The organism is Gordonia gummivorans (assembly GCF_022513585.1).
In the GTDB taxonomy this organism is placed as follows: domain Bacteria; phylum Actinomycetota; class Actinomycetes; order Mycobacteriales; family Mycobacteriaceae; genus Gordonia.
This window is the reverse complement of sequence record NZ_JAKWBF010000010.1, coordinates 113,482-129,830: the sequence shown is the minus strand read 5'-3', so window position 1 is coordinate 129,830 and position 16,349 is coordinate 113,482. Positions and strand designations below refer to the sequence as shown.

At 65.9% G+C, this 16,349-nt stretch carries 17 protein-coding genes; 9 read left to right on the top strand and 8 right to left on the bottom strand.

Annotated features, from left to right (window positions below):
- Position 1 precedes the first annotated feature (1 nt).
- Positions 2 to 1,261: a formamidase gene (fmdA, locus tag MKW15_RS09995; protein ID WP_240857453.1), complete on the bottom strand. Its 1,260-nt coding sequence runs from the start codon at positions 1,259 to 1,261 to the stop codon at positions 2 to 4.
- 119 nt (positions 1,262 to 1,380) lie between these two features.
- Between fmdA and MKW15_RS09990 the strand changes: the two genes are divergently transcribed.
- Positions 1,381 to 1,668, top strand: a complete 288-nt coding sequence (locus tag MKW15_RS09990) for an FmdB family zinc ribbon protein (protein ID WP_240857452.1) — start codon at positions 1,381 to 1,383, stop codon at positions 1,666 to 1,668.
- Between the two features lie 168 nt (positions 1,669 to 1,836).
- On the opposite strand, the gene MKW15_RS09985 is transcribed toward MKW15_RS09990, so the two are convergent.
- The gene (locus tag MKW15_RS09985) at positions 1,837 to 2,394 is read right to left on the bottom strand and encodes a mycothiol transferase (RefSeq protein WP_240857451.1); all 558 of its coding nucleotides are present in this window, start codon (positions 2,392 to 2,394) and stop codon (positions 1,837 to 1,839) included.
- A 128-nt stretch (positions 2,395 to 2,522) separates the two neighbouring features.
- On the opposite strand from MKW15_RS09985, the gene MKW15_RS09980 reads away from it, so the two are divergent.
- Positions 2,523 to 3,134, top strand: coding sequence for a pyridoxamine 5'-phosphate oxidase family protein (locus tag MKW15_RS09980; RefSeq protein ID WP_240857450.1), 612 nt, complete (start codon positions 2,523 to 2,525; stop codon positions 3,132 to 3,134).
- A gap of 103 nt (positions 3,135 to 3,237) precedes the next feature.
- Here MKW15_RS09980 and MKW15_RS09975 read toward each other — a convergent pair whose 3' ends face one another.
- Positions 3,238 to 4,809 (bottom strand): AMP-binding protein, encoded by a 1,572-nt coding sequence (locus MKW15_RS09975; RefSeq protein WP_240857449.1) that lies wholly within the window; start codon positions 4,807 to 4,809, stop codon positions 3,238 to 3,240.
- 99 nt (positions 4,810 to 4,908) lie between these two features.
- Here MKW15_RS09975 and MKW15_RS09970 point away from each other — a divergent pair, with 99 nt between their 5' ends.
- Complete coding sequence (locus tag MKW15_RS09970) at positions 4,909 to 5,712, top strand: helix-turn-helix transcriptional regulator (RefSeq protein ID WP_240857448.1); 804 nt, start codon at positions 4,909 to 4,911, stop codon at positions 5,710 to 5,712.
- 6 nt (positions 5,713 to 5,718) lie between these two features.
- On the opposite strand, the gene MKW15_RS09965 is transcribed toward MKW15_RS09970, so the two are convergent.
- Positions 5,719 to 5,988, bottom strand: a complete 270-nt coding sequence (locus tag MKW15_RS09965; RefSeq protein ID WP_240857447.1) for a DUF7218 family protein — start codon at positions 5,986 to 5,988, stop codon at positions 5,719 to 5,721.
- Positions 5,989 to 6,093: 105 nt separating this feature from the next.
- Here MKW15_RS09965 and MKW15_RS09960 point away from each other — a divergent pair, with 105 nt between their 5' ends.
- Positions 6,094 to 6,603, top strand: a complete 510-nt coding sequence (locus MKW15_RS09960) for a Rho termination factor N-terminal domain-containing protein (protein WP_240857446.1) — start codon at positions 6,094 to 6,096, stop codon at positions 6,601 to 6,603.
- Position 6,604: 1 nt separating this feature from the next.
- On the opposite strand, the gene MKW15_RS09955 is transcribed toward MKW15_RS09960, so the two are convergent.
- Together MKW15_RS09955 and MKW15_RS09950 are read right to left on the bottom strand one after the other, a co-directional pair.
- Positions 6,605 to 7,141 carry an LppP/LprE family lipoprotein gene (locus MKW15_RS09955; protein WP_240857445.1) on the bottom strand — a complete coding sequence of 179 codons (537 nt, stop codon included), beginning with the start codon at positions 7,139 to 7,141 and terminating at the stop codon, positions 6,605 to 6,607.
- A 599-nt stretch (positions 7,142 to 7,740) separates the two neighbouring features.
- Positions 7,741 to 9,006, bottom strand: a complete 1,266-nt coding sequence (locus MKW15_RS09950) for a helix-turn-helix transcriptional regulator (protein ID WP_240857444.1) — start codon at positions 9,004 to 9,006, stop codon at positions 7,741 to 7,743.
- Between the two features lie 147 nt (positions 9,007 to 9,153).
- On the opposite strand from MKW15_RS09950, the gene MKW15_RS09945 reads away from it, so the two are divergent.
- From MKW15_RS09945 to MKW15_RS09930, 4 genes are all read left to right on the top strand, one after another.
- Complete coding sequence (locus MKW15_RS09945; RefSeq protein WP_240857443.1) at positions 9,154 to 10,242, top strand: S-(hydroxymethyl)mycothiol dehydrogenase; 1,089 nt, start codon at positions 9,154 to 9,156, stop codon at positions 10,240 to 10,242.
- Between the two features lie 6 nt (positions 10,243 to 10,248).
- Complete coding sequence (locus MKW15_RS09940) at positions 10,249 to 10,881, top strand: MBL fold metallo-hydrolase (RefSeq protein WP_240857442.1); 633 nt, start codon at positions 10,249 to 10,251, stop codon at positions 10,879 to 10,881.
- A gap of 224 nt (positions 10,882 to 11,105) precedes the next feature.
- Positions 11,106 to 12,797, top strand: coding sequence for a SulP family inorganic anion transporter (locus MKW15_RS09935; RefSeq protein ID WP_240857476.1), 1,692 nt, complete (start codon positions 11,106 to 11,108; stop codon positions 12,795 to 12,797).
- A gap of 76 nt (positions 12,798 to 12,873) precedes the next feature.
- Positions 12,874 to 13,230, top strand: coding sequence for a helix-turn-helix domain-containing protein (locus MKW15_RS09930; RefSeq protein ID WP_240857441.1), 357 nt, complete (start codon positions 12,874 to 12,876; stop codon positions 13,228 to 13,230).
- Between the two features lie 218 nt (positions 13,231 to 13,448).
- On the opposite strand, the gene MKW15_RS09925 is transcribed toward MKW15_RS09930, so the two are convergent.
- Entirely contained in the window at positions 13,449 to 14,054 is a 606-nt protein-coding gene (locus MKW15_RS09925; RefSeq protein WP_240857440.1) for a ClpP family protease, read from the bottom strand.
- Complete coding sequence (locus MKW15_RS09920) at positions 14,051 to 14,665, bottom strand: ClpP family protease (RefSeq protein ID WP_240857439.1); 615 nt, start codon at positions 14,663 to 14,665, stop codon at positions 14,051 to 14,053. Before MKW15_RS09920 ends, MKW15_RS09925 begins: the two co-directional genes overlap by 4 nt.
- A gap of 115 nt (positions 14,666 to 14,780) precedes the next feature.
- Between MKW15_RS09920 and MKW15_RS09915 the strand changes: the two genes are divergently transcribed.
- Positions 14,781 to 16,310: an ATP-dependent DNA ligase gene (locus tag MKW15_RS09915; RefSeq protein WP_240857438.1), complete on the top strand. Its 1,530-nt coding sequence runs from the start codon at positions 14,781 to 14,783 to the stop codon at positions 16,308 to 16,310.
- Positions 16,311 to 16,349: the final 39 nt, after the last annotated feature.

The following is a 16,349-nucleotide window of genomic DNA, read 5'->3' as shown; positions in this document are numbered from 1 at the left end:
ATCAGCTGGAGAACGACGCCGTCGGCGCTCCCATCCCTGGATCGATGCGGACCGGACCGTCCTTCGACGGTGCCACCGGGAAGTCGAAGATCGCGGTCGGGATGTACACCGTCGCACAGGAGTTGGGGATGTCGACGACCCCCGACAGTCGTCCTTCGATCGGTGCGGAGCCCAACAACAGGTAGGCCTGCTCGCGGCTGTACCCGAACTTGGTGAGGTAATCGATGGCGTGCAGACATGCGCGCTGATACGACAGGTCCGAATCCAGGTAACGCTGTTCGCCGTCGAGGGTGACCGACGTTCCGCTGAACGCGATCCACTCCGAGTACTGCGGGTCGGTGTTGCCGGGCAGGAAGATGGCGTTCTCGCTGACGCCGTAGGTTTCCATCCCGCCCTTGATGAGATCGACGTGCAGGTCCATGAACCCGCCCATCTCGATCGCGCCGCAGAAGGTGATCTCGCCGTCGCCCTGGGAGAAGTGCAGGTCCCCGAAGGACAGGTTGGCGCCCGGCACGAACACCGGGTAGAAGACGCGCGTCCCCTTGGTGAGGTTCTTGATGTCCTGGTTGCCGCCGTTCTCCCGCGGCGGTGCCGTGCGGGCCGCCTCACCGGCGACACGGGCGAACTCGTCGCCGGTGAGTGAACCGAGGATGGCGCCGTCGGGCTCGGGTGGCAACGCCAGAGGAGGAACCCGATCGGGGTCGGTGGCGATGAGCGCGCCTTCCCGGGCGTTCCACGTGGCCAAGAGGCCGGGCGACGGTGCGGTACCCATCAGGCCCGGATGCACGATGCCCGTGTATTTCACATGTGGCACGTGCCGAGACGTCGCGCTCTGGCCGCTGAAATCCCAGATGGCCTTGTATGCGTCGGGGAACTGCTCGGTGAGGAAGCCACCGCCGTTCTGTGTCGCGAAGATGCCTGTGTAGCCCCACCCCTGGCCGGCCAGCGGACCCGAATCCTCCTGCGGGATCGGTCCGACGTCGAGGATGTCGACGATCAGCAGATCACCGGGTTCGGCGCCCTCGATGGCGAACGGACCGGAGAGGGTGTGCACGTTGTTGAGCGGTGCGTCGAGGATGTCCTCGGCGGAGTCGTCGTTGTGGATGGCGCCGTCGAACCACTCGCGGCAGTGCGCCCGGAACGTGTCACCGGGTTTCACGGTCACCACGGGTGGGATGTCGGGGTGCCAGCGGTTGTGCCCCACGAGGGCCTGATCGGTGAAGCTCTTGGTCGAATCCAGCGGGTACAACAACTCGGGCATGTCGGCTCCTGACTGAACGGCAGATCGAGCGAGCGCTACTTCATGAGGTGTGCTTGCCACGGTATGCGCCTCGGCACGTTCCGTCAGCGCGACTGCGATACCGACCGTAGCCTGAGTGCGTGCCCACCTACGTGTTCCGCTGCGCCGCCGGATGCGACGACATCACACAGCAGCATTCGATGGCGCAGGTGCCCGACGCCATCGAATGTCCGCTGTGCGCGGCGAGAGCCCGGCGGGTGATCGGGGCGCCGGCATTGGGGGTCGGCAACACCGCAGGCATGCGCGCTCAGGACGCCACGCGAGCCACCGCGGACCGTCCCCACGTGGTGAGCATTGTTCCGTCGTCGTCGGGGCGGGGGGCTCCGGCGTCGTCGAATCCGTTGCACCGCAAGCTACCCCGCCCCTAGCCCCCGCTCCTGAGGTGCGAACCCTTTCCCCGCTGCCTGAGGTGCGAGGAGCGATAGCGACGAGCCTCGAAGGCCTGGTGAGACAACAATGGCAACTCGCCAGGGGCTTCGAGGCTCGCAGGCTCGCACCTCAGCCATCGGGGAGGCACCTAGCCGGCGGGAGTAGGGCTATTCCGCCCAGTCCGCTCCCTCGGAGATGGCGGCCATCGTGCTCTGCCCGTCGAGGGCCTCGCGGATGATGTCGGCATGACCGCTGTGGTGGGCGGTCTCGCGCAGGTTGTGCAGCACCATCCGGCGGATCGACCACCACTCGCGCTCCGGCTGCCACGGCGCGGTCGGCTGCGGGATCAGCTCGTCAAGGCTGTCGGCTTCCGCGACGAGACGGTCGTATGCTTCGGCGGCAGCTTCGTATTCGGCGAGCCAGTACTCCACGGTCTCGTCCGGCAGCAGCTCATAGGCGAAAGCTGCTGCCTCCATGTCGAACTCGGCGTTCTCGTCGCGCTCGGTGATCACGCCGACCGCCGCCCGCTCACCCATCGCGAGGTGCTTGAGGAGTCCGCCGAGGGTCAGCGCGCTGACGGTGCTCTTCGTGCGGGCCTGATCGTCGGTGAGTCCACGGAGTGTGACGCGGAAGAGTGCGCGCTGATCTGCGAGGAGAGTCAGGATGTCCTCGCGCTCGCCGTCCACGGTGACGGTCAACTCAACGGGTGTGTACGTGCCGGCCATGATGTCCTCTTTCGTGGTGGGGGTGATTGAGAACGACGCTATGGCGTTTTGCGGACAGCTTCAGTCCGCAATTCTCGAGCGCGTGAAAATGCCTTGAGCGAGAACCCTGCAGCGCCCACCATTGCCGCATGCCCTCACACCCGGATCCGCTGGTCGCCCTCACACGCAAACCCGACCGTGCGGGTGACCGCGAAGTCCTCGACAGCGTGCTCGACGAGGCACGGGTCGGCACCCTGTCCACCGTCGTCGACCGTCTGCCCTGGTCGGTGCCGATGCTGTTCGCCCGCGACGGCGACGACATCCTCCTGCACGGCTCATCCGGAGCCGGACTGCTCCGACACATCGCCGCTGGTGCGCCCGTCGCGTTCACGGTGTTCGTACTCGACGGGATCGTCATCGCCGACACGCTGTTCAACCACTCCGCGAACTACCGGTCGGCGGTGGTGCGAGGCACCTGCGTAAAGGTCGACGACTCGCGCCACGTCCTGGAGATGATGTCCGACAAGATGATTCCCGGCCGCGTTGCCGAAGTCCCCGCCGCCACAGCCAAGGAGATCGCCGCAACCATCACCCTGCGACTGCCCATCGTCGACGGTCAGTGGCTGGCCAAGGCGCGCACCGGCGGACCCGGGGTCGACGTCGACGGATGGACCGGCGTCGTACCGGTCCGAACCGTGTTCGACGAACCGATCGGCTACTCGGATGGCGAAGTGCCGGAGTCGGTGCGGCGGTTGGTGTGATCTCGACACGACGCCTCGCTGCGCTCGGTGTCGGCTCGATCCGGCGGATCTCGACACGACGCCTCGCCCCAGGGGGCTCGGTGTCGGCTCGATCAGCGAGACTTCACTTCTTACGCAGAATGAACCGCTGAATCTTGCCGCTCGGGGTCTTGGGCAGTGAATCGACGAAGTGGACCGTCCGCGGGTAGGCGTGTGCGGCGAACTCGGTTTTGACCAGTTGCTGCAGTTCGGTTTCCAGCTCGTCGGTGCCGGCCATACCGTCGGCGAGCACGACGAACGCCTCGAGAACCTCGCCGCGCAACTGATCCGGGCGTCCGACCACCGCGACGTCGATCACCGACGGGTGGGTGATGAGGACGCTCTCCACGTCGAACGGTCCGATGCGGTAGCCGGCCATGATGATCACGTCGTCGTCGCGGGCGGTGAAGAAGTAATAACCTGCCGTGTCCGAACCTTCTGGATCCACTCGGCCGGTGTCACCGGTCAGGTACCACCGCTTGTCCTCGGTGAATCGGGCGGCGGTCTTCTCCGGGGCGTCGAGGTAACCGGTGAACCACATCAGCGGGCTGGCCGGGACGTCGATCGCGATCTGGCCCTCGACGATCCCCGCGGCGAAGCCCGGCATCGGTTTACCCATCGAGCCCGGGATGAGCGGCTCGCGGACGTCGTCGTGCCAGTGATTGTTGATGAACATGCCGTGCTCGGTCTGTCCGTAGTGGTCGCGCACCTCGGTGCCGAGCGCCGTCTTCGCCCACTCGATCACGTCGGGCGTCAACGGCTCACCGGCCGACGACGCCCGGCGCAGCGCGAAACCGTCGATCTTCGGGTCCTTGCTCAACGTCCGATAGACGGTCGGGGCGGCCGCGAAGTTGGTGACCTTAAGGTCCGTGAGGATCCGGGCGGTGAGGTCGGCGGAGAAGCCGGCGTGCAGCAGCAGGTTGGGTCGGCCGATCGCGAGCGGACCGAGCACCCCGTAGTACAGGCCGTACGCCCAGCCCGGGTCGGCGGCATTCCAGAACACGTCGTCGGCCGACACGTCGAGGCCGTAATGCATGTAGGTGACGAACGACGCCAGCGCCTTGACCGGCACCGGAACGCCCTTGGGTGCGCCCGTCGTACCGCTGGTGAACAGCAGGATCAGCGCGCCGTCGCCGCCGACCTCGACCGACTCCTCGATGGGGGCGCTCTCGGTGACGAGCCCGTCGAACTGCTCGCCTGCGACCACAGTCGTGATCCCGTCGAGACCGTCGAGCTTGCTCGCCTGGCTCGGTTCGGTGACGACGACCGACGCGTTGCCCGCCCGCAACCGCATCTCGATGGCCGGCGTCGCGAACGCGGTGAACAGCGGGATGTAGACCGCGCCGAGGCGCGCGATGGCCAGAAGCGCGACGACGAGTTCGGTCCGCTTGCCCATGAGAACGCCGACCGTGTCGCCTCGTCCGACGCCCATCTCGGCCAGAGCCGACGCGAAGCGTTTCGACTGATCGGCAAGCTCACCGTAGGTGATATCGCTGGTCAGAGGGTTGCCGGCGTCATCGACGTCGATGGTGGTGAACGCGACGGCCGTCGGATCGTGGCGGTCGACGAGGAGGTGCGCCGCGTTGGCGTCGCCGGCGCCGTACATCTCCAACCATCCGGTCACCGTTTCCAGGGGAGTGGTGGCGGTTTGTGTCATCGTCGACCTCCAGATCAGGGCAGTAAGCTGAGTCACAGTGTGAACCGGTCGGCATTCGCTGACCACCCCCCGAAGAGGGGTCGGACCGGAGGTGATCGAGTGGGCGACGCGTTGTCGGGCTCGGTCGTCGCCGCGCTGCGCCGGATCAAGCGCGACAGCGGTGTGCCGCTGGCCTTCGGTGGAGTGGTCCTCGGGCCACGCGCCCTGCGACTCGACCACTTCGCCGGTGACACCGTCGGAGCACTGAATGGCGTATCCGTCGACATCGGTCACGGACTCGGCGGCAAGGTCGTCGCGGTCAACCGGCCGATGGTGGTCGACGACTATCTCAAGACGCCTCGCATCACCCACCGCTACAACACGATCATCGCGCGGGAAGGGCTCCGGGCGATGGCCGCGGCACCGGTGATCGTCGACCGCAAGCCGGTCGCCGTGCTCTACGGCGCCTTGCGCGCGGCCGACCCGATCGGCGGTCGAACCCTCGATGTCCTGGCCATGGAGGCGCGGGCCGTGGAGCAGGAGATCGTCGCCGCGCGCATTCGAATGGAAGCATCGGCGGATCGTGCCGACGCGGCCGGAGACAGCGTCGCGGCCGCATACGCGCGCCTCCGTGTCCTCGCGGCGACGAGCGGCGACCGTCGTCTTGCCGAGGAGCTGGACCGCATCACCGACGAGTTGACCTCGAATCCGGTTTCTGCACAGGCTTTTCCGAGCCTGACTTCGCGGGAGCAGGATGTGTTGTCGCTTGCCGCGCTCGGATATCCCAACGCGCGCATCGCCGCCGAGTTGGGCATCACCGTGGAGACGACGAAGGGCTACGTCAAGGCGGCGATGCGCAAACTCGACGCCGCGACGCGGTTCGAGGCGGTCGTGACGGCGCGTCGTGCCGGGCTGTTGCCCTAGGGCGTCTCAGTGTTCTCGCAACTTGTCGATGAGTTCACCCTTGCGTAACGAGGAGTAACCGCTGAGCCCGAGCTCCTTTGCACGCGAACGTAGTTCGGTGACGGTCCAGTCTTCGTACGACGCGGAGCGTCCGCCCTTCTTGCCGACCTTCGATCGGGAGGTGTTGGCGGCGGCGTTGGCTATGCGCGCGGACTTCTCCTTGGAGTTGCCTTCGTCGCGCAGCTTTTCGTAAAGCTCGTCGTCCTTGACCGATGGTCCGGGTTCGCGTTGTGGCATGTCAGCCTCCTGACGTGACGTCGGATCGGCCGCTGACTTCAGCCTCAGGTTCGACCCTACCGGGTAGGGTGACTATCGGTCTGACGACGAGGACGGGTGGTTTTCATGGGCAAGAAGAAGGAACTGGTCGAGCGGCTGGAAGCCGAAGTCGGTCGCCTTTCCGAGGAGCTGGCGCGCCTCGACAAAGAGGCCAAGAAGCGCGTGAAGAAGGCAGAGAAGGACGCTGCCGCTCTCCGCAAAGAGGTGCTCAAGCTCGTGAGCAAGGCAACCAACAAGGCCAAGAAGCCCACGGCGTCCGAGGACGAGATCGAGACCGAGGCCCTCGAGGAATTGGCCCCGAAACAGGTTGTGGCAGAGACGGTGACAGCAGAGTCGAAGGCGCCCGCACAGAAGCCCGCGACCACCAAACCCGCAACCACAAGACCCGCTGCCCCGGCAGTTCCCGCGAGCAGGGCCACAGCAAAGAAGGCGGCTCCCGCAACCAAGCCCGCCGCCAAGAAGGTTGCGGCGCCGAAGGGTCCGACCGTCGTCGAACTACGCGCACAGGCAAAGGAGAAGGGCCTCAAGGGCTATTCGACGATGACCAAGGCGCAGTTGCTCGACGCGCTGGGCTGACTCAGTAGATCCCGGGCGGCAGCTCGCCGAAGCGGAAGACCGAGTCGCCCAGTGCGACAAAGGTCGACGATACCGGCCCACCTGTCGGGTTCGCATTGGCGTCCTGCGGCTTGGGCCATCGGTAGGTGACGGTGACGCTGAACGGTGTCGACCCGGTGACCTGCACGTAGCCCGCGGTCTTTCGGGTCGTCGGGCCGAGGAACTTCCCCGGGCGGAACAGCAACACCGCCGTCGGCGACGACACGGTGCCGCGCGAGGTGTCGAAGGCCGCCCACATCAGCGGCGGGCAATTCGGCGTCCGCGCGGTCGACTTGGATCGCAGAATCCAGTGCAGATCGCGCCGGCCCAGCGGCGGACCGATCACCCGGAGGGCGCGCTGCACCTCCGACGACGAGACCGACAGACACGCGCCGCCGCCGGAGGTTCCGGCAGGTGTTGGGTGGGGCGCAGCCAAGGCGGTGGCCGGGATGACGGCGGTGAGCGCAGCGACCGATGCAGCGGCGGCGACGGACAAGCGGCGAACAGCGGGGTGAGCCATGCGGATCTCCTCGGGTTGTGGCCCGACCAATCTGTACACGGGTGATATCGACGGTGGAGACTTGTTCGTTAGCGTTGCGAACTCCTTCGATGCCTTACATCAGGCTCGTCGAGTCAGCGTCCCTCCGTCGGCGTTGCCGACGATCGTGAAGGCGGGAAGAGTGCGGCCTCATCGCAGAAACCGCATTGGTCGCCAGAAACCGCTGATGTGGCCAGAAACCGCTGGTGCGCCACGGGTTTCTGAACAGACACGCGGTTTCTCAAACCACGACACGCCGACGACGCGCCTCGGAGGTCGGCGAAGCCGCCGTCGCGGTCAACCCTCACCGAGGTCCACCTCGAGCGCAGACCTCGGACTCCGAACATCGTCGTCGAGCACAGAAAGCGCTCTTTGCCGCCAAGAAACTAGGGGAAGAAAACTCGTCCCCTACTCTTGGAGTCCTCCCCTAGGAATTTCTAGGGGACGACTGTGAACCCCGGGGAAGAAGTTCTTCCCCTATTTTCAGGGACAGAGCACTGCGGCGTTTGCCCAGGTCAGAGCGTCGGTCACCAACTCTTCGGATCAGCCGGCGGAGCCGGGCACCTCAGCTCAGGGGTGGGTCATCGAGCGGGTGGCGGAGCGATGCCCGCCCGCACCGCGATCAGTCCGGCTTCGCTGCGCGAGGACACCTGCAGCTTCTGCAGGACGCCGGTCACGTGGAACTTGATCGTCGATTCGCTGACGCCCAGTTCGGCGGCAATTGCCTTGTTACGCTTACCCATTCCCAGATGGCCGAGCACTTCGAGCTCACGCGGGTTGAGGGTCGAGACGAGCGGTTCGTCGGGACTCCTCGTCGGTGAATCGAGCGGGAGTCGCACCGTGACGCGGCTGCCCCAGTCGTCGATCACCTCGACATCGAGGTGTCCGTCGAGCGCCTGGAGCCGACCGCCCAGTTGCCGTCGGAGGGCATCGCCATCCACCTTGCCGCTGCCGTGATCGCGTATCTCGACGAGCAAGCTCTCGCCGTCGGCCGACCATCCGATCCGCATGCGCGAAGGCGTGGGTTGCGCGAGGAACGCCGCGGTCACCGCACGTACGATGGCACGCACGGCGTGCGCGGTTTCACCCGGCAGGGACTGCCCGGCCGCTGGTGGTCGGGCGTGCTCGACGTCGACCCCGGCATGCCGCACCAGTGGCATCAGCTCGGTCTGGATCCGATCGATCGTCGCATCGAGGGATTCCTCCGACAGTTCGCGATCGGCATCGCCGACGCTACGCAGGGCGATCAACGCGTCCGACGCCGACCCACTCGCGATGACGCGGGCGGTGCGATCGTCGAGGTCGGGGGAGCGCAGGGTGCCGAGAATCGAGGTCAGGGTTGACTCGTGCATCTCGGTCAGCTGCGTGATGGTGCGGGCGCGCTCCGACGACGCGGCTCGCGATTCGGCCAGGTAGTCGGGGCTGGCCTGCGCGACGCGATGTCGAATCGACATGGCCACCAGGGCAAACCAGGAGTCGATCAGGTCAGGCAGACGCGCGGTCTCCTGACGCGGGATCAGAACGAGCAAGGTGTCGGTCGCGTCGCGTACCACGCGCAGGCGCCGCTGCTCGCCGGCGACGCGCGCGGTCATGGTGATCGGACCGCCGACGTCGACGGCGTTCTTCACGACCTCAAGTTCGTCGACTGTCACCCGCTCCACGATGTCGGTACGACCGGCGACCTTGCGTGGTCGTCCGGTGCATTCGCGAGTGAAGATCACCAGGGCGTCGTGGGCGATCCGGGGTGCGAGGAACTGCGAGAAGCGCTTGGCGATCTCCGGCAGGGGTCCGTCGATGACCGACAGCAACAGCGCCCAATCGTCGGGCTGCTTGGAGCTTGTGGTCACCCATCGACCGTACCAACGGCCAGGTTTTCCCCGCCAATCGTCTAGGTGACGGGGTGGTCAGATGGCACCATTCTTATGGGTGGCCACGCCAGGGTTGTGCCCGGCGTGAAGAGAACTGATGGACCGATCGCACAGGAGTTCCAGCACATGTCGCAGACAGTCAAGGGCGTCATCTCACGCAGCAAGAAGGCGCCGACCGAGGTCGTCGACGTGGTGATCCCCGATCCCGGCGCTCGCGACGTGGTGGTCGCGATCAAGGCGTGCGGCGTCTGCCACACCGACCTCGCCTACCGCGAGGGCGGTATCAATGACGAGTACCCGTTCCTCCTCGGCCATGAGGCCGCCGGCGTGGTCGAGTCGGTGGGCTCGGACGTGACACACGTCGAGGTCGGCGACTTCGTGGTCCTCAACTGGCGTGCGGTCTGCGGACAGTGTCGGGCGTGTAAGCGCGGCCGTCCGTGGTACTGCTTCGACACCTTCAACGCCAGTGTCCCGATGACGCTGACCGACGGCACCGAGCTCACCCCGGCGCTGGGTATCGGAGCGTTCGCGGAGAAGACCCTCATTCACGAATTGCAGTGCACCAAGGTCAATCCCGAGACCGACCCGGCCGTGGCCGGCCTGCTGGGCTGCGGCGTGATGGCCGGACTCGGTGCCGCCATGAACACCGGTAACGTCGGACGCGGTGACTCGGTCGCCGTAATCGGTTGCGGCGGTGTGGGTGACGCGGCCATCGCCGGTGCCCGGCTGGCGGGCGCGACCAAGATCATCGCGATCGACCGCGACGCCGCCAAACTCGAGTGGGCGAAGGATCTTGGTGCCACGCACACCATCAACGGGAGCGAGGTCGACGACGTCGTCACCGCCGTGCAGGATCTCACCGACGGATTCGGCGTCGACGTGGTGGTGGACGCGGTGGGTCGGCCGGAAACCTACAAGCAGGCCTTCTACGCGCGAGATCTCGCCGGCGTCGTGGTTCTGGTCGGGGTGCCGACACCGGAGATGACGTTGGAGATGCCGCTGGTCGACTTCTTCTCTCGCGGTGGTGCACTCAAGTCCTCGTGGTACGGCGACTGCCTGCCCGAACGCGACTTCCCGATGCTCGTCGACCTCTACGAACAGGGCCGTCTGCCGCTGGAGAAGTTCGTCACCGAGCGCATCGGGTTGAACGACATCGAGGCCGCCTTCGAGGCGATGCACGCGGGCAAGGTGCTGCGCTCCGTGGTGGAGATCTGATCTGACATGAGTGGTGAACTTCGCATCGACAATGTCGTCACGTCCGGCACGTTCTCGCTCGACGGCGGGACGTGGGACGTCGACAACAACATCTGGCTGATCGGCGACGACGACGAGGTGGTGATCATCGACGCGGCGCATTCCGCCGCGCCGATCCTGGCCGGCGTGGGTGATCGCACCGTCAAGGCGATCGTGCTGACCCACGGGCACAACGACCACATCACCGTCGCCCCTGAGCTTTCCGAGCAGACGGGTGCACCGATCCTGCTGCACCCCGGTGACGACATGCTGTGGAACGACACGCATCCCGACGTCGAGCATGGCGATCTCGAAGACGGACAAGAGATCTCGGTGGCCGGAACCGGTCTCAAGGTGATCAACACTCCCGGGCACTCACCGGGGTCGTCGGTGATCTACGTGCCGGAGGCCGGTGTCCTCTTCTCCGGCGACACCCTGTTCTCCGGCGGCCCGGGCGCGACGGGACGCAGCTACTCCAGCTTCCCGACGATCATCGCGTCCATCCAGGAGAAGATCTTCACCCTCGACCCGGAGACCAAGGTCTACACCGGGCATGGCGACGGCACCACCGTCGGCACCGAGTCGCCGCACTTGGAGGAATGGATCAAGCGCGGCAGTTGAATCGAAAGGGCCGGTAGCCGACGCCTCTGACCTGCCGAATCCCTCTGCTGGTTGAGTAGCGTCACGCGAGCTTGCGCCCTTCGATACGCTCGCAAGCTCGCTACTCAGGAACCGCCTGACGCATATCGAAACCTGGCGAGCCGAGAATGTCGGTGACCACTAGGTTGCGCGCCTATTCTTGATCGGTGACACCACCGCCGACGCATCGCAGCACCTCGCAGAAGATGGCACGGCTCGTGCCGCCTGCGCTGGTGGGATATCGAGCTGCGTGGCTGCGGACCGATGTGCTCGCCGGCGTGACGCTGGCGGCCGTGGCGATTCCGGAATGCATGGGCTACAGCTCGATCGCCCACGTCCCGATCGTCGCCGGTCTGTACTCGATCATCTTGCCGGCACTTGCCTTTGCGATTCTCGGCTCCTCCAAGTTGATGGTGGTGGGGGCGGATTCGGCGACTGCGGCCCTCCTTGCATCGGGCATCGCGGGGCTCGGTATCGCGGGTCTGGCACCCGACAGCCAACAGTGGCTGGCGTGGGCCGGTCTCATCGCCCTGGTCACCGCGGGCATGCTGGGGGTGGCGTGGCTGCTGAGGCTCGGGTTCCTCGGTGACTTCCTGTCGACGGCGGTACTCGTGGGCTTTCTCGCCGGCACCGGAATCACCGTCCTCACGGGTCAGGTCCCGGACATGCTCGGCATCGAGGGTTCGGAGGGTTCGCTCGTCGACCGGTGGTGGCAGATCCTTCGGCACCTCGGCGACATCGATCCGTGGTCGCTCGGTTTCGCGGTGGCGACACTGGCAATCATGGTGGGCGCGCGCCGGTTTGCGCCCAAGCTTCCGGCGGCGATCATCGTGGTCGTGGGGTCGATCGTGCTCGTCTCGGTGCTCGGCTGGTCCGACGATCTCGCCGTTGTAGGAGCCCTCGACGGCGGTCTGCCCCCACTGGGCCTCCCGGATGGCCTCGGATGGTCGGAGGTCCCCAAGGCGGCGACCGTCGCCATCGGCTGCGCGATCGTGATCTTGGCGCAAAGCGCCGCCACGGCACGAGGATTCGCCCAGCGGAACGGTGACGTTGCCGATGTCAACCGGGACATCTTCGGCCTTACCGGCGCGAATGCCCTTGCCGGTGTGTCGGGTACGTTCGTGGTCAACGGCAGTCCCACCAAGACGCAGATCCTCGAGGAGCAGCGCGCTCGGACGCAGGTCGCCAACATCACGATGGCTGGTGTGACGCTGCTCGTGGTGGTGTTCCTCGATTCGGCGCTGGCCAACCTCCCGCATGCGGTGCTGTCGTCGATCGTGTTCCTCATCGCCGTCAATTTGATCGATGTGCATGCGTTGAAACGGATCTGGCAGGTCCGGCGGATCGAGTTCGGTATCGCGATCGTCACGGCAGTGGTCGTGATCGCGTTCGGTGTGCAAACTGGCATCATCACGGCGATGGGGGTCTCACTGCTCGAGATCATCCGCCGCCAGTATCGACCGGAGCGGTTCGTGGTCGGCGTCAGCGACCACGGCCGCAACCGCCGATACCAACCGGCGGAGCCGGGATTGCAGTCGCTACCCGGTCTGATCGTGTTCCGGTACGACGCGGACCTGTTCTACGCCAACGCAAGTCGATTCGCCGACGACGTCAGTGCGCTGGTTCGCCAGGCCCCGGACCCGTTGCGCTGGCTGGTGCTCGACTGCACGGTGATCGGCGACGTCGACTACTCGGCGTCGACGGTGCTGAGCAACCTGATCAAGTTCGTGCATTCCCGCAACGCCCATTTCGTGCTGGCCGGCGTCGACCCGGAACTCTCTGCGGCACTGCGCAGTGATGGCGTGCTCGCCGATCTCAACCCCGACCATGTGTATCCGACTGTTGGAGCTGCGGTGCGCGCGTTTGAGGAGGCGTTCCCCGAGGCTCTCGGCAGCTGAACAACCGCCCACGAAAGCGTTCTGCTCAGAGCAGAACCCGCAGCCACCCGAATGAGGGAGGCATACCATCGTGCACATGGCAGTCGACAATGCGCCGCAGCCCGAACCCCTCTGGCGGGAAGTGACCGGGCGCGTCCTGCGCCGTCATCGACATGAGCGTGGCGAGCGACTCGTGGAGACTGCCCGACGTGCCGGGGTGTCGAGCCAGTACCTCTCCGAGCTCGAACGTGGTCGCAAGGACGCGTCGTCAGAGTTGCTGATCGCCGTGGCAGGTGCCCTCGAATTGACCTTGCTGGACCTGACGCGGGAGGTCGCCGCCGAACTGAGCCGGGCGTCGTCGTTGGTCCCGGTCCGGCTGCGCTCCACCACGACGGTCGGCCCGAGGTATATGCCGCACAACGGTTTCCGCGGACCAGTTGCGCTTGCCGCGTGATCCCACCCGATGGCTGAGGTGTGAGGAGCGCAAGCGACGAGCCTCGAAGCCCTGGTGACCGTCGTTACTTGGTCGCCGAATTGCCTTGTCTTGCCGAGCCCTTCGAGGCTCTCGGCTAGCGCCTCGAGCACCTCAGGGAGCGGAAGGGATCCCGCGCCTTTGGAGCGGGAGTGGAAGAGATCACCCTTTGGAGCGGGAGCGGTCGATGACCCGCGACGTCAGGTCCGCGCCAGCGGCGCACGCGCGTCGATGATCTGGTCGGCGAGGCCGTAGGCGACGATCTCGTCAGCACGCAGAACCCGATCACGATCGGTGTCACGCCGCAGGGTTTCGAGATCCTGACCGGTGTGATGACTGAGCGCGGTCTCGATCTCCGCGCGGATGCGCAGGATCTCTTCGGCGGCCAAGATCAGATCGGGAATGGTGCCTCGCCCCTGACCCGACGGTTGGTGGAGCAGAACCCGCGCATGTGGCAGCACCGACCGACGCCCGGGTTCGCCGGCGGCCAGTAGCAGCGCTGTCGACGACAACGCCTGTCCCACACAGGTGGTCGCGATCGGTGCGTGGCAGTACTGCATGGTGTCGTAGAGCGCAAAGGTCGCGGTCACCGACCCTCCTGGCGAATTGATGTACAGCTCGATGGGCGTCTCGGGGTTGTCGGAGTCGAGATGCAGGATCTGGGCGATCAGCGCGTTGGCCACCCCGTCGTCGATCTCGGTTCCCAAGTACAGGATTCGATCATCGAGCAGCCGGCTGTAGACATCCATCACCCGCTCGCCCTGCGGAGTCCGGGTGATGACATTCGGGATGGTGTAGGTGCTCATGCGGTTTTCACCCCGAATCCGGTGGGAGCTGTTGCGCGCGGGCGTATCTGGGCGAGGTTGTCGACGATGTGATCGACGAAGCCGTACTCGACGGACTCGGCGGCGGTGAACACGTGATCGCGCAGCGAGTCGTCGAAGACGCGCTCGAGCGGTTGGCCGGTCTGATCGGCGATGATGCCGAGCACCGTGTCGCGGACGTGCCGTAGGTCGTCGGCCTGTAGTTCGATGTCGGGCGCGAACCCGCCGATCCCTGCCGATCCTTGATGCAGAAGCACTTTGGCGTGCGGGAGGATGTACCGCTTGCCTCGGGTCCCCGTGCAGAGCAGGAATTGTCCGGCGCTGTAGGCCATGCCGAGGTTGACGGTGACGACGTCGTTCGGGATCAACCGCATGGTGTCCATGATGGCGAGCATCGCGGGCACCGATCCGCCGGGCGAGTTGATCCAGAGCGAGATGTCGGCGACCGGGTCCTCGGCGGAGAGCATCACCATCTGCGCGCACAGCAGACTGCCGATCTCGTCGTCGAGTGCGGTGTCGAGCATCAGGATGCGTTGATTGATCAGATTGTCGGCTGTGCGTTTCCGCAGGACATGCGGTCGTGTGTCACTCATGTGCCCAGCGTGGATCGCGCAGCCGGCGACTGCGCGCAGGTGCTGCTCTGAGCGGTCGAGTGCTGCTGTCGGCGGAGCGGCGTATCGTGCGGCCTATCGACGAGGGAGGCTCTCGGTGAATCTGGACGACGTCGTCCTCGCGTCGGCGAGTGTTGCACAGGACCGGTCGCGACTGCGCAAAACCGGGGTGCTCGCCGAGCTGTTGTCTGCTGCCGGCGCTGCCGAACTCCCGGTAGTGGTGGCCTGGCTGTCGGGCGAGATACCGCAGGGACGGCTGGGGGTCGGGTGGCGTTCGATCGCCAAGCTCGACGCCACCCCGGGCGACGCGCCGACGCTCACGGTGACAGAGGTCGATGCGGCGCTGACCGCACTTGCGACGGCGACCGGCGCCGGCTCGGCGGGGCGCCGCACGGAGACCTTGCGCGGGCTGATGTCGGCCGCCACCGAGTCCGAACAGAGATTCCTCATCGCGCTTCTGACCGGGGAACTTCGGCAGGGCGCGCTGGCGGGTGTGATGACCGATGCCATCGCCAAGGCGTCACACCAACCCCTTGCGCTTGTCCGTAGGGCCCACATGCTGACCGGATCGCTGCCGGCGACCGCCGGTCTCGCTGTTCTCGGTGGTGCCGACGCGTTGGCCGGGGTAACTCTGCAGGTGGGTCGCGGAGTGCAACCGATGCTGGCGACACCCGCCGAGAACCTCGACGACGCGCTCGCTGTGCTCGGCACCGACGTCGTGGTCGACTACAAACTCGACGGTGCCCGGGTGCAGGTTCATCGGCAGGGTTCCGACATCAGGGTCTTCACCCGTACGCTGCACGACGTGACGGAGCGGGTTCCCGACATCGTCGCCGTCGTGGCCGAATTATCTTGTGAATCAGTCATTCTCGATGGTGAGACGCTGACCCTGGATGGTGACGGTCGGCCCCGTCCGTTCCAGGAGACGATGAGCCGCTTCGGATCCGGATTCGCCGACGGCGCAGAGGCCGACGTGCAACGTGTGCTGCGGCCGTTCTTCTTCGACTGTCTGCACCTCGACGGTGCCGACCTCATCGACCGCCCACTGTCAGAACGGCTCGCCGCCATCGACTCGATCGCGCCCGCGCTGCGCATTCCGTCGGTGACCGCACCGACTCCCGACGAGGCACGCACCCACTTCGACGCGGCACTTGCCGACGGGCACGAAGGCGTGATGGTGAAGTCGCTGTCGGGAACCTACACTGCGGGCCGACGCGGTAAGGCGTGGCAGAAGGTGAAGCCGGTCCACACCTTCGACCTCGTCGTCCTTGCCGCGGAGTGGGGCTCGGGCAGGCGGCGCGGCTGGTTGTCGAATCTCCATCTGGGAGCGCGAGATTCAGCGAGTCCAGACACCCCGATCATGGTGGGCAAGACCTTCAAAGGACTGACCGACGAGCTGTTGCGTTGGCAGACAGAGGAATTCCCACGACACGAAATCCGACGGGACGATCACACCGTCTATCTTCGGCCGGAGATCGTCGTCGAGATCGAACTCGATGGCGTGCAACGCAGTTCGCGCTATCCGGGCGGGGTGGCGCTGCGCTTCGCGCGGGTGGTGCGGTATCGCCCGGACAAGACCGCTGATCAAGCGGACACGATCGAGACGATTCGGGGGTTGCTCAAATGATCAACTGGAGAGGCTCTGACACGAAGGGCTAGGAGTCCA